Raw genomic sequence first — 24,698 nt, forward strand, 5'->3', positions numbered from 1 at the left:
ATCCATAATCAGACTCATTCTCAATGTACGCTACCGTTCAAGCTTTAACTCCGCAGGGCATGAAATTACATTATTCTATGCCTTGAACGACATAGACTGTTGGCCAGCTCATAGTGTCTCCACCATTTCGCGGCAGCAATCCGTATCCCTGCGGTAGCCTCACCTACCGATGCAGTATTTCCTGTATATTAGCCAGACGGTTTTTTATTGTCAATAGTTATTTCAAAAAAGCAATGATTTGTATATGCTTATGAACAATCGCCTCGAATAGGGCCTTATCTTATTGAACGGAATTTAGCAGACCGGTCAGAACCTCAAATTCAGTCCGGTATTTTTCTCTGCTTCTTTCACTCAGTTTGCGGTAATCCCGCAGAAGCTTTTCCCTGACCCATTTTTTTCCTTCCCCAATAGTCATACCCATTTCCCTGTACGCGGAATAAAATAATGACGGACATTCTTTCAGATGGATAATCGCATCGGCATCGGCAACACATATTTCTTCAATGCTTGTTTTTTCATTATTTACGCTGGACCGGTGATTGAGAATGCAGGCTTTTACTTTTTCCCGTTTTTCCGGGGGATAATTATGGGAAGATAATATTTTTTCCGCCATTTCCGCACCGATACGGTGATGGGCCTTGGAATTTTTTTCGTCTTCAATCGCGGCAAGATCATGCAATAGTATTGCTACCGTCACTATTTCCTTATCAGCGCCATATTCCTCAGCAAGTTCCAGACCCAGCGGAATCATGGGCTTTATATGATGCGTCCATATCCCATATCCGTATATGTTGTTTTCAGATTTACAGGCTGTTTCTACAAGCAGGCATAATTCGTTAATCAGTTTTTCTGTCATGGGATTACCGGTATTGTCCGCCCCTAGTCTTTACAGACATTTTCCCGGTGAATATTCACATATTCCATGTCTTCGCCGTCAAACAGCTCCAGAAGTTTTTCAGCGTCGTTATCTATTTTATACTGCATTTCCTCTTCATATAAGGGTATCAGCTGGTAAAAATTTACAATACTTCCATCGGGCATTTTACATTCATATGATTCTTCACCAAAGGACCACGGATTAATAAGTAAAATAGAACTCAGCCGCGTGTTTTCCGCAAAGGGACCGTCATTGGGGACCGTATGGCCCCAGCCAAGCCAGGTATCATATTCCCCGGGGAGCCGGGCCAGTATTTTGAGCCACCGAAGGGGCCAGTACCACTTTTCATCTTCCGAGTCGAATTTCCAGTCCGGAGGCAGGCATATAACAAGTTCAGCGCGGTCAAGCTGATAGTCTTCCAGTTCTTCAGGAACATTCATCCGGTGGGCGCCCATTCCCATAGTTACCAGAACATAATAGTTGCGTTCCGGCACCGGCTCAATAATCAGTATGTCAACATGGATATCGGGAGAAACAAGCTCATGAAAGACATTTTCATTTATGCCAAAATACTCTTCAACATGACTTTCAATGCAGTCAACTTCTTCTTCGGTATATAATTCCGGCGTATCCTGCTGTCCGCTGTTCCTTGCTTCGGCCTCTTCAAGGCTGGCGTTAAGAAATGTGATTGTATCTTCTTCTTCATCTCCGAGGTCTATTGCCCGCTGGAAATGTCCGGCAGCTTCCGCTTCACGTTCAAGATAATACAACGCGTATCCGGTCCGGAAATGCCAGAGAGCGTCTTCCTTGCCCTGCTCCTGTATTGCCATAAGCAGATTGAAAGCTTCTTCATATCTTTCAAGATTATTGAGGGCCCTCGCATAAACGCTTATCAGCTCATATGTCCGTTTGTCATCCGGGACCACTTCTATAACATCAACAATTTTCTGGTGTTCATCGTTTTCGTGCCAGAGCTGTATTTTACTCAGTAATTCCTGTATGGGATCCATGGCGCAATCTCCTGTGTGTCTGTTATAGGCCGGGTATGTACTGTTTGACAGTGAGCTTTGATATATAAAAAAGAAAAATTTATTATAAAACTGATAACCGCAAACAACTTTTTCATTACCGTTCCCCGGCGGACTATGCCTATTTCCGGTTCAGTATAACATACAATTCCGCTTTCACAAGTTTTTTCTGCTTTTTTTGCGGAAAATATATTCCGGATTCTGCCGGGAAATATGGCCCACCCGGTTTTTTATACACATGATTTACTGTATTTGTATACATCAGTCGGGCTGAATCCCCTGCTTTTCTCCGGTCCCTGAATCTGGTATTATCGGTTATTCAGCAGACGGAGGAAACCGCATATAATGAAATCGCTTGAAGAAAGTATTGCCGGCGCAATGGACTGTTCAAATACGGAAATTAACGCCTTTCTTCCCTATATTCTGCAGGATTTCTGGGAAATCGGGGCTGATCCGGAAACCATCATACAGCTGGTAAAAAAATACCGGCCGGATTACGCGGATCTGACGGTCCTTGATCTGGGCTCCGGAAAGGGAGCGGTATCTGTAAAGCTTTCAGCCGCTCTTGGCTGCCGCTGTTTCGGAATAGACGCTATCCGTGAATTCGTACAGTTCGCGGAAAAAAAAGCGGAAGAATTCGGAGTGGAAAGTATCTGTACCTTTGAGCAGAATGATATACGCACAAGGCTTTCCGGCCTGGGTCTTTTTGATGTAATTATTCTCGGCGCGATCGGCCCGGTTTTCGGAAATTATTCTGAAACGCTCTCCTGTTTATCCGGTCATCTGAAACCTGAAGGTATTATCATTATTGATGACTGTTATATTGATGATGACAGTTCCTTTGTTTATCCCGCCGCGCTGAAAAAAACCGTTTTTCTGAGGCAGATAAAAGAGGCAGGAATGGAACTGGCCGAAGAAGTTCCTGCCAGCAGTCCCACGGAAATAAGGGAAGAATATGACAGGGAACTCTGTCTTATAACAGCCCGCTGCAATGAGCTGATAAAACAGCAGCCGGAAAAAGCTTTCCTGTTTGAAGAGTATATTGCCGTCCAGAAAAGGGAATATGAAGTACTGGATACGGAACTGGTGTGCGGGACCTTTGTTATTCGGCCAGCGTAAAAGAAGAATCGAGCATCTGTATTGTACCGGACAAGCCGGGTGTAATTCTGATCTCCCGGTCTCTGTTTATAAAAACCGCCTCGGCTCCGGAAAGGGATTCAATAAGATGAAATCCTTTTTCCGGGCCAAGCACAAAAGCCGCCGTTGAAAGGGCGTCCGCGTCCAGGGAAACAGGGGTAATAATGGTCACCGATAAAAGTTCGTTATCTACCGGATATCCTGTGGCCGGATCGAGAATATGATGGTAGTGGACACCGTCTTCTTCAAAAAACCGTTCATATATACCTGAAGTAACAACCGATTTATTGATTACCGGAATAGTGAACACGGCGGTGCGGCTCCCCCATTCCGGGTTCCTGATACCTATTGTCCAGGGAGTATGGCCGTCTTTTTCTCCGAGGGCAAGAATGTTTCCGCCCAGATCAATAATGGCCTTTTTTATGCCCGAAGAAACAAGAAGGGCCGCGGCTTCATCTGCGGCATAACCTTTCGCAATGCCGCCAAGATCAAGCCTCATCCCCGGTCTGGCCAGAAATACAGTCTGTTCATCATCATTTATAATGATATCGCGGTAATCAACCAGAGCGGTTTTTTCACGCAGAACCGTATTATCCGGCACAGTTTCCTCTTCAAATCCGATACTCCAGAGCTTTGTCACGGCCCCGATAGAGGGATCAAAAGCGCCTCCGCTTTTTTTACTGAATTCAATAGCCCTTTGCAGAACATACATGGTTTCAGGGGCGGCGCGGACCGGGCTGATGCCCGCGGCATTATTGATTTCAGATATGTTTGAAGAATCCAGATTCGCGCTCAGTACTTCTTCTATTGTTTGCAGACGGTCAAAGACCCTGTTATACAGGGCTTCGCTGCCCTTTTCATACAGATTGACAGTGCAGACAGTCCCGAATACAAAGCGGGTCACCGGAGAGGGCGCTTTTGTACAGGAAGTCAGGAGGCACAAAAAAAGGAAAATAACAGGTACTATAAGACGGCGGGAACACATATAGCCAGTATACGGAATTATCCGGAAAAATCAATATGAAAAAAGCCGCACAGGAAGAAGCAGAATATTTTGCTGTACTTTTTCATATTTCAGCAATAACTTATAGGAAGCTTCATGTGGTGAATTATAGTCAAATAATCTGTATTATTTGACTATTTCCGATTGGAACTGTTTCTGATATAAAAAATCAGCTGATTCTTTATATCAGAAACGTAACTTATCGGAGTATATTATATTTATGATGAGGAGAATAAATATGAAAAGAAACGAAAATTTAAAAATAAAGATCCTGAAAAACGGACCTTATGAAGTAACAAAAAATATTCCTTTGAATCAGGCCATTATTAAAACAAATGCAGAGGGTGAATCAAAAGACTGGCAGGAAGGAAAAACCTATCAGGCCCAGGAAGAAGATTACCACCTGTGCCGGTGCGGCCAGTCAAAAACGAAACCTTACTGTGACGGGACCCATGAGGACATAGGCTTCAAGGGGAAGGAAACCGCGGACAAGGAACCCTATGAAGACGGGGCAAAGCATTACCGCGGGAAAAAGATGGACCTGCTTGATAATGAATCACTGTGCGCCGGAGCCCGTTTTTGTGATCCTGAAGGCGGAGTCTGGGTGCTGGCAACCAGATCGGAAGATCCCGCACATGAAAAGCTGGCTATCAGGGAAGCCTGCAATTGTCCGGCCGGAAGGCTGACCATTGTTGAAAAAGACGGGACAAAAATCGAACCCGAGCTTCCTCAGGAAATCAGCCTGATCCAGGATGTATTCAATAATTACCGCGGCCCCATCTGGGTAAAGGGAGGAATAGAAATAGAAGGTGCGGACGGGGAATCATATGAAGTACGGAACCGGGTTACACTCTGCCGCTGCGGGGAATCACAGAACATGCCGTTCTGTGACGCATCCCATTATAACTGCACGCACATGATGGGAACCGATTCCTGACCACCGGCCTGCCTTTCTCCGGTACTGTATTACACATACCGGAGAGCAGCCTTATTCAATAATTTTTATATGCAGTTCGTCCAGCTGCTGCTGATCAACCGGTGAGGGACAGTCGTCCATCGGACTCTGGGCAAAACTGTTTTTCGGAAAGGCGATAACTTCCTTTATCGAAGTTTCTCCGGACATGAGCATGACCAGACGGTCAAGTCCGGGAGCAATTCCTCCGTGAGGGGGCGCTCCATATCTGAAAGCCTCGGTGAGAAATCCGAATTTTTTCTGCCCCTCTTCTTCGCTGAATCCCACAATTTTGAAAACGCGTTTCTGCAATTCGGGGTCATGAATACGAATTGACCCGGAGGCAAGTTCGTAACCGTTTAAAACCAGATCATATAAATCGCCCTTAACACTTCCCGGATCGGATTCCAGGGTGTCAAGATATTTTTCCTGGGGCATGGTAAACATATGATGCGCGGTGTCCCACTTGTTTTCTTCTTCATTCCATTCAAACATGGGGAAATCAACAATCCACGCAAAAGCAAAAGCGGAAGGGTCGCACAGATTCAGGTCCCGGCCCAACCGTGTACGGACAGCCCCAAGGGCTGTACAGGCGGCGGTTCCGTTTGAGTCAGCGACAAAAAGCAGTAAATCCCCTGCCTTTGCGCCCAGCGCTTCGCAGATTTCCGGGGCCTTTCCTTCAAAAAATTTACTGATACCGCCTTCAAGGCTTACGCCGTTTTCACCCGCAGAAGCCTTCATCCAGCCGAGTCCCTTTGCCTTGTAAATTTTTGCGGTTCCTTCCAGATCTTCTATCATTTTGCGGCTGTATTTTTCAGCCGCGCCGGGGACCACCAGACATTTGATTTTGCCTCCGCCCGACAGGGCGTCCCTGAAAGCCTGGAAAGTCCCAAGCTCGGCAAGAAAAGCTCCGTCCTGCATCTGCATTTCAAAACGGAGTTCCGGCTTGTCGCTCCCGTATAAATTCATGGCGTCATCAAAAGAAATTCTGCGGAATTCGGAAGGAAGCTCTTTACCAAGTGTTTCCCTGAACACATATCCCATCATCCCCTCAATCAGGGACAGAACATCATCGCGGGAAACAAAGCTCATTTCAAGGTCAATCTGCGTAAATTCGGGCTGCCGGTCGCCCCGCGCATCTTCGTCACGGTAACAGCGGGCTATCTGAAAATACCGGTCAAAACCGGAAACCATTAAAAGCTGTTTATACAGCTGGGGCGACTGCGGCAGGGCGTAAAACTGCCCCGGATACAGGCGGGAAGGAACCAGATAATCCCGGGCACCTTCAGGAGTCGATTTTATAAAAGTCGGGGTTTCAATTTCATAAAAATTCAGGCCGGTTAAATACTGTCTGACCGCGTATGTTACTTTTGAACGCAGCGCAAGGTGGCGCTGCATTTGCTGTGAACGCAAATCCAGATACCGGTATTTCAGCCGCAGTTCCTCACTCGCATTTGTTTTTTCATCTATGACAAACGGAGGCACTTCAGACCGTGAAAGTATTTCCAGCTTTACCGCAACGACTTCGACTTCGCCGGTCGGCATGGCCGGATTGATCATGGTATCCGGTCTGGCGCGGACGCGGCCTTCCACCGCTATACAGTACTCCATTTTAAGTTCGCCTGTGGCTGACAGCAGTTCGGAGGAGGAATCCTCATCAACGACCACCTGCGTTATTCCATAGCGGTCACGCAGATTGATAAATGAAATACCGCCGTGGTCGCGTTTCCGGTGGACCCATCCATTCAGAACAACCGTTTTTCCCTCATCAGCCTTGCGGAGATCTCCGCAGGTCACAGTCCGTTTCATGTTTTCCATAATGTCATTACTATAGAAGGAAAAAAGAGAGTAATCAAGTATTTTTCCGCCTTTGCAATACCTCTTAACCGTAATATCTTTCCGGAAGGCGGCTTCTTTATCACATTATGTTTTTGTATTACAGTAGATGCATGGATAAACATAACGGAGGAAACAGCCCGGCACATTTTTCAGATGGAAAAACCTTTTTGAAATTTACCGGCTGTACCATTACCGAAGATTCACATATTGGGCTTCCTTCTTTTTCATGGGAAATGAACGAAGGAGAAGCCTGGATAATAACGGGACCGGGAAACGGAGGAAGTCACTACCTTGCCCATTTCCTGTCCGGGCAGGGGGCTCCCCCCGGAAACCATTTTGCGTCTTCCCACCGGATGGATATTTTCCCGCAGGAAGGATACTTCAGTATTTTCGGGACTTCAGTAGAAATGATTTCATTTGAAGCCGCCGCGCGTCTTATTGAAGAAGAACGTAAAAACGATGATTCGGATTATGTCGATGGAGGCATTGATCCCGGCCGCAGCGTAAAAGTATTTCTGGACGGATCAACCGGCGGAAAAAATAAACCGGATAAGCAGGAATATGAAAGTATAATCCGGTTATGCGGCATAGAACATTTGCTTGACCGCGGCCTCAAATATCTCTCCACAGGGGAAATCAGGCGGACCCTTTTATGCCGGGCCCTTATGTCCGGAAAAAAATTACTGCTTTTTTCATCGCCCCTTGAAGGCCTGGACACAAAGTCAAGAGAAATTACGCAGGCAGTTTTGCAGAAAATGGCGGAAGAAAGTGTTGCCGGAAAAAAGTCCGCTTCTCGTGAAAAAGAAAAACCTTATGTCCTTCTTTTTTCCGACCGGCTCGAATATATTCCTCCGGTTTTTAACCGGGTGCTGGAAATTTCAAGTAACACGGTCTCTTTTTGCGGGGAACGCCGTGAATATGAAACATGGCTTGCCGCAAGGACGGCAAAAGAAAAAACAGATAAGCGGGAAGAAAAGAAAATGCTGGCCGATGAATTATCGGAAATGAAAAGGGAAACCTTTGATTTTAAACAGTCCGGAACAGACAATGCCGGTATCCCTTCGTCTTCTGACATTCTGGTCGATATGAAAAATGTAACGGTTGGCTGGGGAGAAACAAGGGTCCTGGATAATATAAACTGGACCGTCCGGCGGGGAGAACACTGGCATATCAGGGGTCCGAATGGATCGGGAAAAACGACCTTGATGGAACTGATAACGGGAGATAATCCCCAGGTTTTCCGGAATGAGGTTTCAATATTCGGCAAGCGCCGCGGCACAGGAGAAACCATCTGGGAACTGAAAGAAAAAATGGGCATTGTATCTTACCGCCTGCATCTGGAATACCGGATGATCGGAGGCATGAGCATCAAGCATGTTCTGCTTTCGGGATTTCATGATTCAATAGGATTGTACCGGGAATGGTCCGCATCCGAAGAAAAAATTGTCCTCAAGTGGCTCCGGATTAGCGGATTTGAAAACAGAGAAAATGATTTTTTCAGCGCCCTGTCTTACGGAGAACAGCGCGCCGTTCTTATTCTCCGCGCTGTTGTCAAATATCCCGATCTGCTGATACTGGACGAACCCTGCCATGAACTTGACAGATCAGGCCGGGCACGGATTCTTGATCTGATCCGGATTATTGCGGAAAGCAATACTGTAACAATTCTGCATATTACACATGATCCGGAGGAAGTTCTGGAATGTGAAAAAAATGTTCTTGAACTGAGGCCGGGTGAAATTCCCATGTACCGTGTTTACACACGGTAATGTGTAAAAAATAATGGAGATTTTTTTATGGAAAAAGATAATTGTATACAGCTGTCCGACTCTGTTCTGGTAATTCAGGGTCCGACAAATATCGGAATAATCAAATCAGACGACGGAGTATATCTCGTCGACAGCGGAAATGATAAAGAAGCCGGACGGAAAATACTGAAATTGCTGAATGAACGGGAATGGAAACTGAAGGGTATTATTAATACACATTCACATGCGGACCATATCGGGGGAAACGCCTATCTGCAGGAAAAAACAGGATGCGCGGTTCTTGCTTCAAAAGGGGAGCGGGGATTTATAGAATCTCCCGTACTGGAACCTTCCTTTTTATGGGGAGCCGCGCCTTATAAGGATATACGGACAAAATTTTTTGAGGCAAAACCATCAACAGTGACGCAGCTTCTCGGTCCCGGAGAAAGTTTTGAAAATTTTACTGTCATCCCGCTTGGCGGACATTTTTTTGACTGCATCGGTATCCTGACATCCGACGGTGTATTTTTTCTCGGCGACAGTATCTTCGGCAGCGAAACAATCAGCAAACACAAAATTCCGTATATCTATGATATTGCGGAATTCAGAAAAAGTCTTGAGCGGATCAGACAAACACCGGCCGTGCAATATGTACCTTCCCACGGACCTGTCGGAAAAGAATGCGGCGATCTGATTCAGGCAAATTTCGAAGCTGCTTTTTCCATTGAAAAAAATCTTCTGGAAATTCTGGGTTCCGGAAAAACGTTTGAAAATATCCTGAAAGAAACTGCGGACATTTTCAGTATTGAACTCGGCGCGGCTTCATATATGCTTATAGGCAGTACAGTCCGCGCGTTCCTGTCATTATTCTATAATGACGGACGGGCCTTCTTCAGGTTCGAAGAAAATAAAATGATATGGAAGCGGACGGAATAATGAAGGGAACCGGCATCCGGAAATATACTGCTGGTAATTTCCGGATGCCGTAAAAGGAATTTGTCAGAATCCGTAACCAATACTTATATTTATTAAATATCTGTCATATGTTTTATTTATATCATTACTGTCATAGCGGCTCAGTAAGTCAAAGGCATTAAATTGAAATGAAGCGCCGAAAAACAGACCGGGAACCGCGGATAAGGTTGCGTACAAACCGCCGTGAGCCACGAAGCCGAAATATTGACCTTTATCCCCATCTTCATCCCTTGTACCCAAAACACCAAAGCCTGCATCGATAAAAGGCATTAAAGCAAAAGACCCGAGCCGTATCGGAAGCCGGTATCCGAATGTAAATTGCCAGATACTGAAATCCTTTCCCCCATAATAAAGCCCTATTCCCAAATCCGTAAAAATCACATTAAGTTTCAGTGCGGCGTTAAGCGCGGGACCGCGATCCAAAACCTGAGTATATCCAAGGGAAGCCATAATCCAGTATTTTGTTTTCAGACGAGAACTCTGTTCCCATTCTTTTTCCTTTGCGGCCATCAGGGCTTTGTCGCCGCTTGCAACGGTACCAAATGTATTTATTCGCCAAAGCCCGTATTCATTTTTCCAATTGGAAGTTACGCTGTTTCCGTTTACAGTAAAGTTAACTGTATATGTTCCGTCATCCGTTTCTGAAAGACTGTCGAAGGAAATTGCGATGCCTCCTCCTTTCTTTGCGCGGAGAGAATTTTCTATCAGCCAGGCAACCGCATAGTGCATACCGTCTACAGGAAAATAAGCAAATTCAACAATAATTGCTTCACGTGTATCCTTGGGAGCCTTCTCAATCACTTCTACCAGAGCGTATTCAGCGTTTTGCGCTATACAGGCATTTGAAAGATATTTTGCAATATGAATATATATATCTTCGGATAAAGACGCGTCCTCAATAAAGGCGTCGATTCTTTTTTTCAAATCATTTTCCGGATTGTCGGAATCAGGGTTTAACGCTTTTTTTATAAACGCTTCAGCTTCATCAATGGGTATTGAATAATTTGTCGCCTGCCGCCATCTTGCGCTCAATGTGTTTATTCCCGCAACCACATAACCGGTGGGAACTCCTGGGGCCTGTACCAAAAGAGGTCCTCCGGAGTTGCCCGCATCAATTTGCGCGGTATGCTGAATAAAAGGTCCTATTGTTTCATCGTCATTTATGGGGATTTTTACGAAAGCATTTGAAACAATCCCTTTTCCCAATTGCCATAGAGGATAGCCACCGATTCCGGGAAATCCTGCGGAATAAACATCCTCGCCCTCATCCAACGGCCGGGTAAGAAAACGCAATCCCTGGGAAAAAGGTTTTTTGCCATCAGGAAAGCCAAGAATTGCTATATCGGTATCCTCATCAACTGCAATTATTCTTAAATCTTCATATTTAGTTTTTGTACCGTCTCTGGCTTCAAAGGTTATTGTCAGCGTGTATGACTGAGAAACAACATGGTAATTAGTAATTATATAATTATCACCCTTGGAATCGACATACACAAATCCTGATCCGTATCCGCCTTTCAGAAAGTTTTCTATACCTTTGGCCGCATCGGTTTTTCCTTCTTTCTCAAATTCTTCTTTGAATTTATTCATGAAGTCCGCAATATCCGGATGATATGTCTGGTTTATCAGCCCTACATAATCTCTCAGGCTGCCGCTTTGTGCTATCGCGGAAAAACCGATAAGCATACAAATAGTACATAAAATACTGCGTTTAAACATTTTTCCTCCTAACTTTAATACAGAAAACAAATGGGGTACTGACTGTTTAGGCAACTCTGGCGGATACATATTGCTTTTTTCAATCGGCGGCACAAACAGCGTCTTGGTTTCAAGATAATACTGTATTTCTTACAACCAGCACAAGCTATGCTGATATACTTTTTGTGCTTTATATTCCTTTAGCCGAGCCGGATATACGCCTCCGGTTTATGTTATTTGCCTGTCGAACAATTTTTTTTCGTTAATTTTCAGAAAGGAAGAAATGCGGATTCGGTTTTTTGTCAATGAACACAAAGATCTGTACATACACGCTATTTCCTGAAAGCGGAAACAGCATGTATGCGGAGGAAAAACTTATCCAAAGAAATATAATCTATTTTATGAGAGTAAGATTGATAAGGACCCTGAAGGTGTCATTATTTCTTTTTAAATCCAGATTTATTGTCACGGCATTACTATACCGGGATGAGGTACCGGTAAGATGTTCAGCGCCGGAGCTTTCCGTATATTCATACCAGGTTGTACTGAACAAGCCATTAACGGGCCGGTATAAGGAAACGGAGATACTGTTAAGCGCAGGATTCATATTTGCATGAGCGAATTTAAATAAAAATGAAGTAGACGATTCAAAGCTGACGGATTTTTCAAGTAAATGACTCAATTCTGTAGGACGGCATTGTCTATTTTATCCGCGAAAACTCCTGCTCTATCTGGGTTTCTTCACTTGCGTAATTCAGGACGTTTTCTCCAATCTGATAAAGCAGTTCCTCGAATTCTCCCGAACCGGAAGCGTATCCGCCGGTACAGAGTGTTATAAAAAAAACAGCAAAAGATATTTTTTGGCACAGGTAAGTCCTCAATAGATATTGTACAGGGCGGAATGAATAAAAAAGGGCTGTTTTATGACGGTGCGATCTGCCCTGCTGTAACGATACCCTTTGATGGGGAAAAGGAAAGTCTGGCGGCAGATTTCGGGGAACCAGTCCTGTCAAAGTGCGCAACCGTAGATGAAGCTATTGCTTTTCTTGAAAAGTATAATATCCCGCACAGTTTTTCAGACCATATTATGTTCGCCGATGCCGGCGGAAATTCGGCAGTTGTCGAATGGATTGATAATGAAATGGTTGTGCGGTATAAACGCGGAGCATATCAGGTTGCAACCAATTTCTTTTTGTCAAAGCCTGAACGGGGCGGATATCCATGCGGCTGATATAAAACTGCGGCGCAAATACTTGAATCAGTGGAAACAATAACACCTGTATTTTTTGCTGAGATTTTTGAAAAACAAAACAGCACTGGGGAAACGGCGGGACAAAATATTCAAATGTGTATGATCTGAAAAACAGGAAGTGTATGTTTTTAAACGCGGGGATTTTACCAAATATACATTATTTGATTTACACAATGAATTTGCGCAGATGGAACCCGGGGGAAAAAACCTGTTTAATCTTGACGATATTGCATTCAGTCCGTTCGGAGAATAATACCGCTTAATCCAATTATATTTATCAATGTGTATGAATTCATAAATTTATACACATTGATAAATATCTTTTCGCAATACGGCAATATGTTGACAGTATTATTAGTTTTCTGTATACTCACTATACAATGATTAACTAACTTCTATATTTTTCTGTTTACAGGTTTGGTTTTTCAGGTGCGGCTGCCGCATCTGAATATTCAAGACAGTTATAATAGGAGTTGTTAATTGAGCATATCCTTTCTTTCCATAAAAAATCTTTCATTTTCCTATCCCTCTTCAATCAACCCGGTTTTTACCGATTTGACAGTAACCTTTCCGAAGGGCTGGACTGCCATTGCCGGCGCAAACGGCGGCGGCAAAACAACGCTTTTGAAAATTCTTGCGGGAGATTTTACGCCCGACGGCGGAATAATTACACCTCAGTCATCAGCATTATACTGTGAACAGAACAGTGACATTCCGCCGCATGATCTGGAAGAAATCCTGTGGAGTGGAGACGGCAGTCTCAGGAAGTTTTTTTCACTTCTGCATATTGAAGACGAACAGATATACCGCTGGGAAACATTATCAGGCGGAGAAAAAAAGCGGATCCAGGTTGCTTCCGCCCTGGCCGCCTCCCCGGAAATTCTTATGCTGGATGAACCGACAAATCATCTGGATTCGGAATCGGGAGAAATTATTCTGAATGCCCTTCTGCAGTATGACGGTATCGGTCTTGTGGTCAGCCATGACCGGTCATTCACCGACAGGCTTTGCAGTAATTCCTTTTTTTTAAAAAACGGTACCGGCAAAATGTATCCCGGCGGGTTAACCGCCACGCTTGAATTGCAGCAGAACGAAAACAAAAGCAGGTTCAATTCCTGGCGCGACGCGCAGAATGAAGTGAAAAAAAATAAAAAGACAGTCCAGACCTGGACGGCCGAAGCAATTCACAGTGAAAACAGAAAAAGCAAAAAAAGAATTGATCCTAAGGACCATGACGCGCAGAGCAAAATTGATCTGGCCCGTTTATCAGGAAAAGACAGGATTGCCGGTGACGCAAAAAGCCGCTTTCATACCCGCCTGTCACAGTCCGAACAAAGACTGGATGCCCTGAAAAAACCCGAATTCAGAAAAACAGGAATCAGTATTTCTTCGGGAACGGCGGCGGGAAAAACGGTATTTACCTGTGAAGAACAGGACCTGTATGCAGGAGAATACTGTCTGCATATTCCCGAATTATGCGTCGCGCAAAATGACCGTATCGCGCTGACCGGCTCAAACGGCAGCGGAAAAACAACTCTCATACATTTTATTCTGGATTCACTCAGGGAAAAAGCGGCCGGCGATACAGGAAAAGAATTCCTGTTCTTTAATCTGCCGCAGGGCATACTGTATCTGCCCCAGGAAATTCCGGAAAATGAAGAACGCAAAATTCTGGCGGCTTTTAAAAAGATGGATAATGCGGAACAGGGTGCGGTGCTTTCCGTACTCTACAGGCTGGGCAGTGAACCGAAAGCCCTGCTGAATATCAGGGAGGATGCGGATACCGGCAATACTTCCCTGCTGAGTCCCGGAGAATTACGCAAGCTGCTGATTGCACTGGCCTTATACATGCCGGTTAATTTTATTATTATGGATGAGCCAACCAACCATATGGACATTACTTCAATTCTCGCGATTGAAACCGCGCTCAGGGACATATCCTGCGCGCTTCTTATGGTCAGTCATGATCAGGCTTTTCTCGATAATCTTACCGGGACGGAATGGCATATTGAACGGAACGGCCGGCAGGGCCAACTTCAGATCCTCTGAAAAATGGTCAGGCGATAAAATTCCGGATATGTTCCAGAAGTTCCGGGTATGTTTCATACGCCGGTATATCGGCATAGCTGTTTTTTATTGATTCAGGGGCACGGAAAAAAGCCCCGGTATCGGCTGTAGTAATCATCCCGAGATCATTATAGGAATCGCCGGCCGCCATTACTTTCAGGTTCATTTCCTTGAACGCAGCAACTGCTTTTTTCTTGCCGTCTTTTTGCCGCAGCGTGTATCCAGCGACCGCTCCGCCGGAGTCAATTTCAAGAGTGTTGCAAAAGAGTGTAGGATAATCAAGTTTTTCCATCAGAGGTTTCGCGAATTGGGTAAATGTATCGGAAAGAATAACAAGCTGTGTTATTGACCGGACTGCCGCCGCAAATTCCTTTGCCCCGGGGAGGGGCTCCATACTGCCTATTACTTCCTGAATATCTTTCAGTTTTAGTCCGTTATGGTTCAGAATATCAATCCGGTATTTCATCAGTTTGTCATAATCAGGTTCATCGCGGGTTGTACGTTTTAATTCAGGCAACCCTGTTTTCTCTGCGAATGCAATCCATATTTCCGGGACCAGAACGCCCTCAAGATCAAGGCAAATAACATGCATAAACTATATTCTCCCTGATTTCCATCTTAGCAGAAAAAAATATTTCGCTCAATGCGGAAAATACCGGAAAGGAGTATTTATAAAACGGTATCCTGACGTGAAGACCGGGAATCAGTTTTTGATTCCTGAATATTTTTCAGATACTCTTTTTCATTAAACTCCTGAAAGCTTCCCTTTTTTGTGCGTTTCGCGGAGTACATCGCAAAGTCAGCGTAATGGACCCATTCGGTTATCATCTTTTCATCACCGGGAAACCAGGCAAGTCCGCCCGAAGCGCTGAGGGGAAACAGTGTTCCGTCCGGGAGTATAATGGAACGTTCAAGTATTTTTTTGAAGACATACCGGACTATTCCCCGTATGCTGTTTTTGTTTTCATGGTTCAGCAGAATAACATAAAACTCGTCGCCGGAGCGCCTGGCAATAGTAGCATTGTACTGTTCAAACAGCCGCAATCCTTCGGCAAAACACAGAATATATGTATCTCCCAGTTCATGGCCGTACGTATCATTTACACGTTTCAGATTATCCAGATCAAACATGAGCAATGCGGAAATTTTTTCCACATCCGCTTCCTTCAGGAATTGATCATCGATATAGGACCTGAATCCCCTGCTGTTCAGAATACCTGTTAACTGGTCATAATCCCTTTCATATGCTATTTTCTGTCTTTCCTTCATCTCGTTTGAAATGTCGGTAATAGTCCCGAAAATACGGCCTGAATCTTCCAGATTGACAATCTGCAGCCATTTCGGCTGACCGTTCATGGTTTTCGTGATTTTATATATTTTTCTGTTTTCCTTAAAAGAAACAAGATACTCTTCAAGTTCATTAATTTTTCTGTAAAAATCATCTTTTTTCATCGAACTTGACGGCAGTCCATGAGGCGCGCTGAAAAAATAATCGACTATTTTAAATATATTCGAACTGCAGTATACCGTATCATTCCATTCATGTATTTCAAAAACAGCGATCGGGGCCCCGGTCATGTCTATTATCTTCGAAAATATGGAAGCGGAGTCCGCGACCGCTTTGCTGAGATCTTCAATAGACTGGGTAAGGTCGTCAATTTCGCTGATTCTTGTTCTTTCAAGAATTACATTATCATACGGATCAACAGTCTTCAGATTATCGAGAACAACCTGAATAGGCCTGGTTACATTTTTGCTTGCGAAAACAATTATCAGAAAACAGCATATAAGGGAAATTATCATCGCGATAAACACTGTTAACTGTATCCACCGAGAGAAGCGGAACAGCTCTGTTGTATTCATAAGTCCGATCAGCACCCATTTCTGGTTATTAAAGGGAGAATTGGCTGAATACAGTTTTACCGGCTGTATGCTTCCATACAGTATTTCATCACCGCTGGCAAATGAAAAAATATTCTGGTACACATGTTTTTTCAGTTCAAAAAGAAAATTTTTTTTCTGATTTATTTCATGCGAGAACGTGTTAATACAGATTCTTTCAAAATTGCTGAGCTGCTCATCTGTAACAGCGAGAACATACGCGCCGCTTTTATTTGCGCCCAGCTCTTCATACTTCAGAAATTTGCGCAAATAATTTACTGTAACATCAACACCCAAAACTCCATATACATATCCGCTTTCATGTATGAGGGGAATGGAGTATGTTACAATGGCTTGCATATCACCTGCCAGTTTGAAACGTGAAGACCAGAACCCGAGATTTCCGGGATTCCAGTCGTTGGTATTCTTCGCTGCGTTAACTGGCGCAAAATAGAATTCTTCATTGACGGCCCCATCACCTGTGAACTGGAAATTTGCCATCCAGCCGGTATCGAGTGAAAGATTATACTGTTTCAGTATTGCGGCGTTTCCACGTTCCATAACAATGTCTTCATTATTATTGAGTATGGTCGATGGATCGTGATCCCGCAGGTAGATACCCGGACATTGAAGCAGGCCGCCGTCATTGATGACGCGCTGCTGGTTGAGAATAAAAAACGCTCCGGTTACATTATTTTTTCTCAGGAGATATATTACTTCAGGCGTAAGTTCTTCAAGAATTCGATTATTCAGGTCATCATCATATTCGATGGCATTAACCGGCTTTCCCTGCTTATACAGAATGCCATTAACTTTCCGGAGCATGATAGGTATGCTTTCATCAAAATTGCTCCAGCGGTTTTTCATTTCACTTTCGATGAAGTCTTTTCTGGTATATACTTTTTCGTTTAAATCATTATAGGCGTTGATTTTTATCTGCGGTAAAATCAATACATATAGTAAAAAAGTGAATAAACCACAATCTGGACAAAGGAAACCAGAAAAATTGGAACCAAGAGTTTACTGAAAATACTTCTGCTGTGCTGTTTCATAATTTTCGTCCCTGAAAATAATCAATCCCTTTTAATCGCCCTAGAGCATGGAATATAAGTCCTTTCTGAAAGAATCCCTCCAGTTAAGATAATTCTGTTTTGATACATAATACGATAGGGCCTCTTCGCGCGGAACGCCAAGGTCCATGAGACGTATTACAGCATCCCTGTCTTTCCGGGCTTTTTCCTGAAGCGACTCTTCCAGAAAAACCCGTATGTTATAACTGTTATCAAAAGCATGTGAAGTATGCCGCTGATAGGTCTGAATGGTATCAAGCGCGGTAAAAAGCGCCTGAGTCTGTATATCGGATATGCCTGCCTGCGGCAGCGCAATATAATTCTGGATATTCTGAATGGTATGGGCAGCTTCACGCGACGGAAGATATCCGGCTGTAACACAGAATATTGTATTATTTTCTACCTCGGTAAACCATTTCAGGAAAACGGTTGAAGCGTATTCTTTTTCGGGCGTGGATTTTGTTATAGCCATTCCCACTTTCTGGGCGACAGCAAATTTATATTCCGCGTCCGCGAAATTCGGCATCGGCAGTATCAGGACATCAACCAGTTCCGAACTTCCGTCCGGTTTAACAACATAGGGAGAAAAATAGGGACTGCCCTCGGAAGAACTGCAGAAAGCAATCAATTCACCTGTTCTGAAATCATCATTCCTGAATTTACAGACAGCGCCGAAATGCCCCTGAATATACGGAAGGTAATGGTTTTCCCAAAGAGTATACAGTATATTTTCATCTACAAAATTTTCCACGGAAAAGGTTGCTATCGAGTCAGGTATCTTCGAACCGAGCTGCCGACAGCCAACAATAAAATAATTCGATAAAGAATCCCTGCCGAAAAAAGGCCGGCCGTCATCAGGTTCCGGAGTCAGGCTGTCGGTCCAGTTATAATAACGCGCCGCGGTCTTTGCAACGCCTTCCCAGGTCGCCAGATCATCAAGGGAAACCCCCGTTGCTCCGGAGAACAGATCCCATTCGGTTTTATTCAGAATAAAGAGTTCCGTGGAATCCGCGAAAGGAAACAGGAAGAATTTTTTTGTATAGAATTCTCCTTCGGAAAAATAGCCGCGGGCATACTGGTCTGTTTCTTCCTTGGCCAGATATCTGGAAAAATTGACAAGCAGCCCCTGTTTGTATAATGGATAAGCGGAGTCCGGATACGCGACAAACACATCCGGCAGCGGTTCCGCGCCGGACTTTTTTTCGGCGGCGGCCGCAATTTTTTTGGAAAGCTCATTAAAAGAACCCTGACTTATAGACTCTATTACAATACCGCGTTTCTGACCCTCGGTTTCATTGAATTTTTCAACGAGAATATCAAAAGCGGTTTGCTGAACACTGTTATAAAAGTGCCAAATAGTTACCGTTACCGGATTTTTTGCGTCCAAACCGAATTTGTGGTCAGAACATCCGGAACATAAAATAATACATAATACTGTTACTGCGCACCAGCGAAACCTCATAATACAACCTCAAACACAACAATATTTTTTTTAAATATTTTTATCCAAACTTAGAGGAATGTATTATTACTATATGCTCTTTTATTCCGGAAACTTCATGCGTTTAAAACTTTTTGAAAAAATATCTATCTTTTATATTATCGGCAAAATCCGGTAAAACTTTACCGTCCTTTTATTTTTTAAATATGTATAGTCCTTTAATTTAAACTATTTGACTATAGTGACCTTATCGGGAAAATTTCATACACTGTAAGAGAGGATATTGTACAGGGGGTTACCATGGTTATCGGAATTGATATAGGGAGTACAACGACAAAAACGGTCGCGATATATCCTGATTCCACAATAAAAAAACTCACAACAACCGCCTGTGATGCTGTCACTTCTGCAACAGGCGCGCTGGGCAAAATCATGTTTGAGGCGGGGGTCCAGATAACTGATATAAAACACATTGCTTTGACAGGCGTCGGCGCTTCGTCCATTAACGGAAATTTATTCGGCATACCAACCTCAAAAATAGAAGAAATTACAGCCATCGGGCTTGGCGGAATGTATTTATCGGGAAAGAAAAATGTGCTGATAGCAAATATAGGCACCGGAACAGCGCTGGTTGAGGCGAAAGAAAACAGTACCAGACATATCGGGGGAACCGGAGTCGGAGGCGGAACAATCACCGGTCTTGCAAAGGCAATACTGAAAATTACCGATATCGGTCTGATTATACAAATGGCAGAAAAAGGCCATATAGAAAATATCGATCTGAAAATCGGAGATGTCTTTAACTCCAATCTGAGCTTTCTGGAAAGGGAAATGACCGCGGCCAATTTCGGAAAACTTAAGGACACCGCCACTCCCGAAGATATTGCGCGCGGTATTCTGAATATGGTGTATGAAGTTATCGGCATGGTTTCAGTCTTTGCCGCGAAAAGCAGAAACCTCGATACGGTTATTGTGACCGGAAATGCCAGCAATATAGCTATCGGACAGGAGATCCTTAATATTATTTCCGGCATGTATGCAGTGGATTTTAACTATCCGAACGACGCCGAATATACAACAGCCATCGGTGCGGCCCTGTCCCAGACCGGCTTTAAATAAAAAAAACGCCACGAAAAAAAATGGCCCCGGAAAGCATATTTTCCGGAGCCATATCAAATAGCCTTGTTCGGCAGCTGTAAATATACACCTTTAATTTACATTTCTGATATAAAGAATTGATCTATTCTTTATATCAGAAACACTTACGGTCGGAAATAGTCAAATAATTTAAATTATTTGACTATATTATTCCAGTGTTAATCCTGAAATATACTGATCATACAGCGTCTTTGAATCCTGAACATTTTTTCTGGCTGCCGCAATCTGCGTGTTCAGAGAATCTATTTCAGTATCCACTTCAAACATACGCCGCAGGTATTCCCTTCCCTGCTGGGTTTCATTTCCGGCCGCCTGCAGGTTTTTCCTGATACGGTCCTGTTCCGAAATTTTTTCGGTCCGTTTTGTTTCAAGCTCAGTCAGCGCCGTCTGGGCATTGTCCGCTGCCTTTTTAAACTCAATGGCTTTCTGGAGCGCGGACTGTATTTTTTCGGGAATATTATGGTTCGAGCTGTAATACACAATAGTTTCAAGCCTGAGCTGGGAAAGCCGTACCGTTTCATAGGAAGGCGTCTGTTCCTTGACTTCAAAAACGGTTTCCCCGTTCGCGGGAACCGATATGGTAAAGCGGTATAATGAATCTGTCCGCTCGTCATATTTTGCGGGGAGGGCAAGCTCGGAACCGCTCTGGATTGGATGCTCCACAATAACTTTACGAGGTTCGGCCGCGGTATTTTTGAAGGTATATTTTCTTGTAAGCGTATTTCTGCGGGTAATAGTCATGACTCCCTGCGCGACCTTCACCGACAGGGTTTCCTGGGTTGTATTGGCTGTTATGCTTCCCGTAACGGATAAATCTTCTCCGTATGCTATAAACCGTTTATCATTTTCAGGAAAGAATTTGATCAGGGCGTCTCCGGCATAGGACCCGCCGTCAAAAACGGTTATCGGTCCCGCGGGAGCTTCATTCCGGTCGTATTGGTAAGTTCGGCGCAAAGCATGGGATTAATCATTCCTCCCGCCAGGGCCTTGCTTCCTGAAAAAACGGAAACCTTTTCCGCGATTACATCGGTTTCCACAAGGGGAATCATGGCGCTCTGGCGCCGGGCAAGCGTAACCGGTTTTTTAACCGTAAATTCAAACAGTTCTCCGGCGGCCCTTCCGGCCGCGGTTTCCATTGTTCCGCCCGCGAGGGATGCTTCCTCAGCCACCTCATAAGCCATATCATACATAGCCGATTCCGAAACCCGGGAGGTCGACAGTTTATTCATTTGCATCATCGGAGCGGGAGCGGCCGGCGCTACTCCGGCTGCACCGGACGGTCCATATCCCGAGTCATACACTTCAGGCTGCGCAATGCCGGCAATGGACAGGGGGACTTCAGGCCTGGCCACATAAAACGGCGGATACAGGTTCTGTATAAAGGAAACGGGACTGCCGGTAACCAGAGAAAGTTCCACATTTTCCCAGTCCATATCGCCCTCATTATCAATAATGGCCCATCCCTGGAGAAGAGGTGTTTTTTGTGCCAGATCAAGCCGGTAGGAAACCTTCCAGACCGGGACCGGAATAACATACCCAAGTGTAATACTACGCGTGCCCGACCCGGGCAGGGAAACGGTCAAATTCCTTGTTTTGGAATCCTTTGACGCAAGAATTAAATCCAGTGCCCGGTTGAGATCATCGGTTATTCTTTGATCAGTGAAGTTAAAGGCGGTAATTTCCGACAGGGCAAAAACCTTGATTCCCTGAGAGGTGAACAGGGTGAGGTATGCGTCCTTTGCCCTGCTGTCATCAGATTTGGCCTGCCGGTACTCAACACCGATAATTTTTCCGGTTACAAGATCCGGAGCATATACCTGTATTTCATTTCCTCTTAATGAATCAAAGATCTGGGCCACGCTCGGATTTCCGGAAAGATCTATTTTAAGGCTCCGGAGCGTATTATACAGTGTTCCCTCCGTCGCGTAGGAAACGGAAGGATTTGTTGATCCCGGATCATTTATAACCAGGGATTTCAGAACATCATTTATTGCATCAGGCTCAAAAGCAAGAACCGCCGAGCTGTCGCCGGATATCTGGCCCCTGTGTTCAAAGTATCCGACGCCGGAAGAAAACAGGGATATTTTTTTAACCGGGATTTCTTCGGCCCCGGCAGTAAAAACAGCGATAATCAGCATAAAAAAAACAAAAACCGCCTCTTTTTTAACCTGTGGAACTTTTTTCCGCTCTGCCGGACGTTTCTTAAAGAATGATTTCATTTGCTCCTCCTGATAAACTCTTCAATTTCCTGCATATGCGCGCAGGAATGTTCATAACATCCTGAATACATTACTTCTGGTATAACAATCATCTGTACATCAAGTTTCAATCCATTCCTGTTTATTCGAGGCGAGGGCTTAATACTCCGCTGCGCCGCGGCGGAGTATTTTATTTTCCCGGTTCTTTTTTCCAGAATCCGGGCTTCTTTTTCCGGACAAAGAAAAACAGCCGGAAGCTGATGTCTTTTCAGTTTTCTGAGCGCCCGCGAATAGCTGAAATGCCGGCCGGAAAACAGATAATCGGCAATGCGGGCCCCCAAAATAATACTGTACCGCAGTATTCTATTATACAGTACCGGGCGCAAATAGTGGTCAAGAATTTTCCTGTAAGAAAAAAAAGGGCTGTCAGCAACAAAACCCTTTATCAGGGGAAACCTGTTCCGGCTTATCAGTTCAAGAGTATCCTGGCCGGAAGAGGAAAATGTATGGAAAAAAACGCGTTCAGGTTTATATTCCGAAAAAACGTGTTCATACCACTGCCATTTATCGGACAATGTATACATTTCCGGAAAAGTTCCGCTTTTGCGTTCGGCCGCCCGCGCCGCGAAATCGGGGACATATACGGAAATTCCTCTTTTATGGTACTCTTCAAGAAGACCGGTCAGATCCGGAAGTGAATCGCCGGGAGCGGGAACGACAAAAACGGCCGTATTTTCATATTCTCCGCCGTTTTTATCTGCCGAAGGATAATAATAACCGCCTATTGTAATACCATTGTGTAAAACAACCGGGATGGTCTCCAGCGCGGGGCCCTTTTTTATTTTTTCCCGCGGCTTTCCCGCGGAAAAATCCTTTTCTCCGGGCCTGGTTCGGTATTTCGGATGGACAGCCGGCCTTGAAATAAAATACATCTTTATTCCGGCCGCAAGTGAAAAAATAAACCATCCGAAAACTGCCATCAGAGATAAAAATAATATTGTCATAATTGCGTTCCGGTTATATTATTACAGAAATAAAGGAGTTCGTCAGGAATGTACTTTGATTATTATTACTTAATTCTTGTTGTCCCAACCCTGATCATATCAATTATTGCCCAGATTATGGTTAAAACAACATTTTCGCGGTATTCAAAGGTTTTATCCGCAAAAAATATAACGGGCGCGCAAACAGCGGAAAAACTGATGGCAATGAACGGTATTACCGATGTTTCCATTGAAAAAGTATCAGGTTCGCTGACCGATCATTATGACCCGTCTTCAAAGGTTTTACGGCTTTCCGACCCGGTATATTCAAACACATCTATTGCAGCAATAGGCGTCGCGGCGCACGAAACAGGACACGCCATCCAGCACGCGGTAAAATACGGGCCGCTCGGGCTCAGGAGCACACTAGTTCCCGCGGCGAATATAGGTTCATCTCTGGGACCCTATATTGCCCTGGCCGGCCTTATTTTCAATTATCCCGTATTGATTAATGTAGGAATTATTCTTTTCGGCGCGGCGGTGATTTTTTATCTTATAACCCTTCCCGTTGAGTTCAATGCTTCAAACAGGGCAATCGCAATGCTCCGCGAAAACAATATTCTTTCCGGAGAAGAACTTACGGGAGCAAAAAAGTGCTGACCGCGGCGGCAATGACCTATGTTGCCTCGGCATTAACAGCGGTGGCCAGCTTCCTCCGCCTCATACTCCTTTCACGGAACAGAAAGCGGTAACCTGTTGTGCCGGTTTTGTACATCCAAAACCGGTCCTCTTTTTTACTGTTCCCGGTAAAAATCCTCCGGCAGGAGGTCCATAAAAATAATATCATGGTATTTCATTTCCAGTATAACGGCGTTCCTTCTTTTTCCGATTTCGCGGAACCCGAGTTTTTTATAGCAGCGTACGGCACGTTCATTAAATGAAAATACCCGCAGCAGAATATTGTTTATCGTAAGGTATTTGAACGCGTAATCAATAAGCAAATACAGGGATTCGGTCCCGTAACCCCGGTCCCAATACCGGGAATTCCCGATCATTATTCCTGTTTCGCAGGTCCGGTTTATGGAGTCAATATCCATTAACCCGCAGGAACCGATAAGCTCGTCAGTTTCCATATCAATTATCCCGTAATTATGTTCCTGAGAAAGCTGTCTGAGTATGTCTTTTTCATTTTCTTTTGTAATCACTTTTGAGGACATTGAGGTATTCCTTACAACAGACAAATCATTCAGCCATTGCGCATAGAGATCCGCGTCTTCCGTATCCATGGGCGATAAAAAACATTTTTCTCCTGTCAGTTTCCGTATTCTCATTGCAAAACTCCTGCCGCAGATTATAAAACGAGCTTTTCCAGAATTTGATATTTTAAAAAA

20 protein-coding genes, 1 pseudogene and 1 riboswitch are annotated in these 24,698 nt (G+C 44.3%); of the genes and pseudogenes, 8 read left to right on the forward strand and 13 right to left on the reverse strand.

What is annotated here, in order from left to right:
* Positions 1-22: 22 nt before the first annotated feature.
* Positions 23-178: riboswitch (M-box (ykoK) riboswitch) on the reverse strand.
* A gap of 102 nt (positions 179-280) precedes the next feature.
* Both K7I13_RS08410 and K7I13_RS08415 read right to left on the reverse strand, forming a co-directional pair.
* Entirely contained in the window at positions 281-856 is a 576-nt protein-coding gene (locus K7I13_RS08410) for an HD domain-containing protein (RefSeq protein ID WP_255944830.1), read from the reverse strand.
* 23 nt (positions 857-879) lie between these two features.
* On the reverse strand, positions 880-1,887 hold the full coding sequence (locus tag K7I13_RS08415) for a suppressor of fused domain protein (protein WP_255944831.1): 1,008 nt from the start codon (positions 1,885-1,887) through the stop codon (positions 880-882).
* A 363-nt stretch (positions 1,888-2,250) separates the two neighbouring features.
* Here K7I13_RS08415 and K7I13_RS08420 point away from each other — a divergent pair, with 363 nt between their 5' ends.
* A complete protein-coding gene (locus K7I13_RS08420) occupies positions 2,251-3,024 on the forward strand; it encodes an SAM-dependent methyltransferase (RefSeq protein ID WP_255944832.1) in 774 nt (257 codons plus the stop codon).
* Here the strand turns inward: K7I13_RS08420 and K7I13_RS08425 are convergent.
* Positions 3,008-3,946, reverse strand: a complete 939-nt coding sequence (locus tag K7I13_RS08425) for an FAD:protein FMN transferase (RefSeq protein WP_255944833.1) — start codon at positions 3,944-3,946, stop codon at positions 3,008-3,010. The genes K7I13_RS08420 and K7I13_RS08425 overlap by 17 nt on opposite strands.
* A gap of 337 nt (positions 3,947-4,283) precedes the next feature.
* On the opposite strand from K7I13_RS08425, the gene K7I13_RS08430 reads away from it, so the two are divergent.
* The gene (locus K7I13_RS08430) at positions 4,284-4,982 is read left to right on the forward strand and encodes a CDGSH iron-sulfur domain-containing protein (RefSeq protein WP_255944834.1); all 699 of its coding nucleotides are present in this window, start codon (positions 4,284-4,286) and stop codon (positions 4,980-4,982) included.
* A gap of 51 nt (positions 4,983-5,033) precedes the next feature.
* Here K7I13_RS08430 and aspS read toward each other — a convergent pair whose 3' ends face one another.
* Positions 5,034-6,806, reverse strand: coding sequence for an aspartate--tRNA ligase (aspS, locus tag K7I13_RS08435; protein WP_255944835.1), 1,773 nt, complete (start codon positions 6,804-6,806; stop codon positions 5,034-5,036).
* Between the two features lie 197 nt (positions 6,807-7,003).
* Between aspS and K7I13_RS08440 the strand changes: the two genes are divergently transcribed.
* Entirely contained in the window at positions 7,004-8,605 is a 1,602-nt protein-coding gene (locus tag K7I13_RS08440; protein WP_255944836.1) for an ATP-binding cassette domain-containing protein, read from the forward strand.
* A gap of 27 nt (positions 8,606-8,632) precedes the next feature.
* Positions 8,633-9,520, forward strand: a complete 888-nt coding sequence (locus tag K7I13_RS08445) for an MBL fold metallo-hydrolase (RefSeq protein WP_255944837.1) — start codon at positions 8,633-8,635, stop codon at positions 9,518-9,520.
* A gap of 63 nt (positions 9,521-9,583) precedes the next feature.
* Here K7I13_RS08445 and K7I13_RS08450 read toward each other — a convergent pair whose 3' ends face one another.
* Both K7I13_RS08450 and K7I13_RS08455 read right to left on the reverse strand, forming a co-directional pair.
* A complete protein-coding gene (locus tag K7I13_RS08450; protein WP_255944838.1) occupies positions 9,584-11,278 on the reverse strand; it encodes a S1C family serine protease in 1,695 nt (564 codons plus the stop codon).
* A gap of 373 nt (positions 11,279-11,651) precedes the next feature.
* Positions 11,652-11,864, reverse strand: coding sequence for a hypothetical protein (locus K7I13_RS08455; protein WP_255944839.1), 213 nt, complete (start codon positions 11,862-11,864; stop codon positions 11,652-11,654).
* A gap of 294 nt (positions 11,865-12,158) precedes the next feature.
* Here K7I13_RS08455 and K7I13_RS08460 point away from each other — a divergent pair, with 294 nt between their 5' ends.
* Together K7I13_RS08460 and K7I13_RS08465 are read left to right on the forward strand one after the other, a co-directional pair.
* On the forward strand, positions 12,159-12,488 hold the full coding sequence (locus K7I13_RS08460) for a carcinine hydrolase/isopenicillin-N N-acyltransferase family protein (RefSeq protein ID WP_439647423.1): 330 nt from the start codon (positions 12,159-12,161) through the stop codon (positions 12,486-12,488).
* Between the two features lie 501 nt (positions 12,489-12,989).
* Complete coding sequence (locus tag K7I13_RS08465) at positions 12,990-14,558, forward strand: ATP-binding cassette domain-containing protein (protein ID WP_255944840.1); 1,569 nt, start codon at positions 12,990-12,992, stop codon at positions 14,556-14,558.
* 7 nt (positions 14,559-14,565) lie between these two features.
* Here K7I13_RS08465 and thrH read toward each other — a convergent pair whose 3' ends face one another.
* The 3 genes from thrH to K7I13_RS08480 all read right to left on the reverse strand — a co-directional run bounded on the left by thrH (position 14,566) and on the right by K7I13_RS08480 (position 18,914).
* The gene (thrH, locus tag K7I13_RS08470) at positions 14,566-15,168 is read right to left on the reverse strand and encodes a bifunctional phosphoserine phosphatase/homoserine phosphotransferase ThrH (RefSeq protein ID WP_255944841.1); all 603 of its coding nucleotides are present in this window, start codon (positions 15,166-15,168) and stop codon (positions 14,566-14,568) included.
* Positions 15,169-15,245: 77 nt separating this feature from the next.
* The gene (locus tag K7I13_RS08475) at positions 15,246-17,408 is read right to left on the reverse strand and encodes a sensor domain-containing diguanylate cyclase (RefSeq protein WP_255944842.1); all 2,163 of its coding nucleotides are present in this window, start codon (positions 17,406-17,408) and stop codon (positions 15,246-15,248) included.
* Between the two features lie 141 nt (positions 17,409-17,549).
* Positions 17,550-18,914, reverse strand: coding sequence for an extracellular solute-binding protein (locus K7I13_RS08480; protein ID WP_255944843.1), 1,365 nt, complete (start codon positions 18,912-18,914; stop codon positions 17,550-17,552).
* Between the two features lie 354 nt (positions 18,915-19,268).
* On the opposite strand from K7I13_RS08480, the gene K7I13_RS08485 reads away from it, so the two are divergent.
* Positions 19,269-20,087, forward strand: coding sequence for an acetate and sugar kinases/Hsc70/actin family protein (locus tag K7I13_RS08485; protein WP_255944844.1), 819 nt, complete (start codon positions 19,269-19,271; stop codon positions 20,085-20,087).
* 186 nt (positions 20,088-20,273) lie between these two features.
* On the opposite strand, the gene K7I13_RS08490 is transcribed toward K7I13_RS08485, so the two are convergent.
* Genes K7I13_RS08490 through K7I13_RS08500 form a run of 3 tightly spaced genes read right to left on the reverse strand, consistent with a single transcriptional unit; the run spans position 20,274 to position 23,328 of the window.
* On the reverse strand, positions 20,274-21,080 hold the full coding sequence (locus K7I13_RS08490) for a DUF4139 domain-containing protein (RefSeq protein WP_255944845.1): 807 nt from the start codon (positions 21,078-21,080) through the stop codon (positions 20,274-20,276).
* The gene (locus tag K7I13_RS08495) at positions 21,029-22,345 is read right to left on the reverse strand and encodes a hypothetical protein (RefSeq protein ID WP_255944846.1); all 1,317 of its coding nucleotides are present in this window, start codon (positions 22,343-22,345) and stop codon (positions 21,029-21,031) included. Before K7I13_RS08495 ends, K7I13_RS08490 begins: the two co-directional genes overlap by 52 nt.
* Positions 22,342-23,328, reverse strand: a complete 987-nt coding sequence (locus K7I13_RS08500; protein ID WP_255944847.1) for a hypothetical protein — start codon at positions 23,326-23,328, stop codon at positions 22,342-22,344. Before K7I13_RS08500 ends, K7I13_RS08495 begins: the two co-directional genes overlap by 4 nt.
* A 117-nt stretch (positions 23,329-23,445) precedes the next feature.
* On the opposite strand from K7I13_RS08500, the pseudogene K7I13_RS08505 reads away from it, so the two are divergent.
* A pseudogene (locus K7I13_RS08505) lies at positions 23,446-24,059 on the forward strand (zinc metallopeptidase).
* 42 nt (positions 24,060-24,101) lie between these two features.
* On the opposite strand, the gene K7I13_RS08510 reads toward K7I13_RS08505, so the two are convergent.
* On the reverse strand, positions 24,102-24,638 hold the full coding sequence (locus K7I13_RS08510) for a GNAT family N-acetyltransferase (protein ID WP_255944848.1): 537 nt from the start codon (positions 24,636-24,638) through the stop codon (positions 24,102-24,104).
* Positions 24,639-24,698: the final 60 nt, after the last annotated feature.

The organism is Brucepastera parasyntrophica (assembly GCF_022376835.1).
Lineage (GTDB): Bacteria > Spirochaetota > Spirochaetia > Treponematales > Treponemataceae > Brucepastera > Brucepastera parasyntrophica.

Coding starts and splice junctions, on each gene's coding strand:
- K7I13_RS08410 (WP_255944830.1), bottom strand. CDS start 856: ATGACAGAAAAACTGATTAACGAATTATGCCTGCTTGTAGAAACAGCC.
- K7I13_RS08415 (WP_255944831.1), bottom strand. CDS start 1,887: ATGGATCCCATACAGGAATTACTGAGTAAAATACAGCTCTGGCACGAA.
- K7I13_RS08420 (WP_255944832.1), top strand. CDS start 2,251: ATGAAATCGCTTGAAGAAAGTATTGCCGGCGCAATGGACTGTTCAAAT.
- K7I13_RS08430 (WP_255944834.1), top strand. CDS start 4,284: ATGAAAAGAAACGAAAATTTAAAAATAAAGATCCTGAAAAACGGACCT.
- aspS (WP_255944835.1), bottom strand. CDS start 6,806: ATGAAACGGACTGTGACCTGCGGAGATCTCCGCAAGGCTGATGAGGGA.
- K7I13_RS08445 (WP_255944837.1), top strand. CDS start 8,633: ATGGAAAAAGATAATTGTATACAGCTGTCCGACTCTGTTCTGGTAATT.
- K7I13_RS08450 (WP_255944838.1), bottom strand. CDS start 11,278: ATGTTTAAACGCAGTATTTTATGTACTATTTGTATGCTTATCGGTTTT.
- K7I13_RS08455 (WP_255944839.1), bottom strand. CDS start 11,864: ATGAATCCTGCGCTTAACAGTATCTCCGTTTCCTTATACCGGCCCGTT.
- K7I13_RS08460 (WP_439647423.1), top strand. CDS start 12,159: ATGAATAAAAAAGGGCTGTTTTATGACGGTGCGATCTGCCCTGCTGTA.
- thrH (WP_255944841.1), bottom strand. CDS start 15,168: ATGCATGTTATTTGCCTTGATCTTGAGGGCGTTCTGGTCCCGGAAATA.
- K7I13_RS08485 (WP_255944844.1), top strand. CDS start 19,269: ATGGTTATCGGAATTGATATAGGGAGTACAACGACAAAAACGGTCGCG.
- K7I13_RS08495 (WP_255944846.1), bottom strand. CDS start 22,345: ATGAAATCATTCTTTAAGAAACGTCCGGCAGAGCGGAAAAAAGTTCCA.
- K7I13_RS08500 (WP_255944847.1), bottom strand. CDS start 23,328: ATGACAATATTATTTTTATCTCTGATGGCAGTTTTCGGATGGTTTATT.
- K7I13_RS08510 (WP_255944848.1), bottom strand. CDS start 24,638: ATGAGAATACGGAAACTGACAGGAGAAAAATGTTTTTTATCGCCCATG.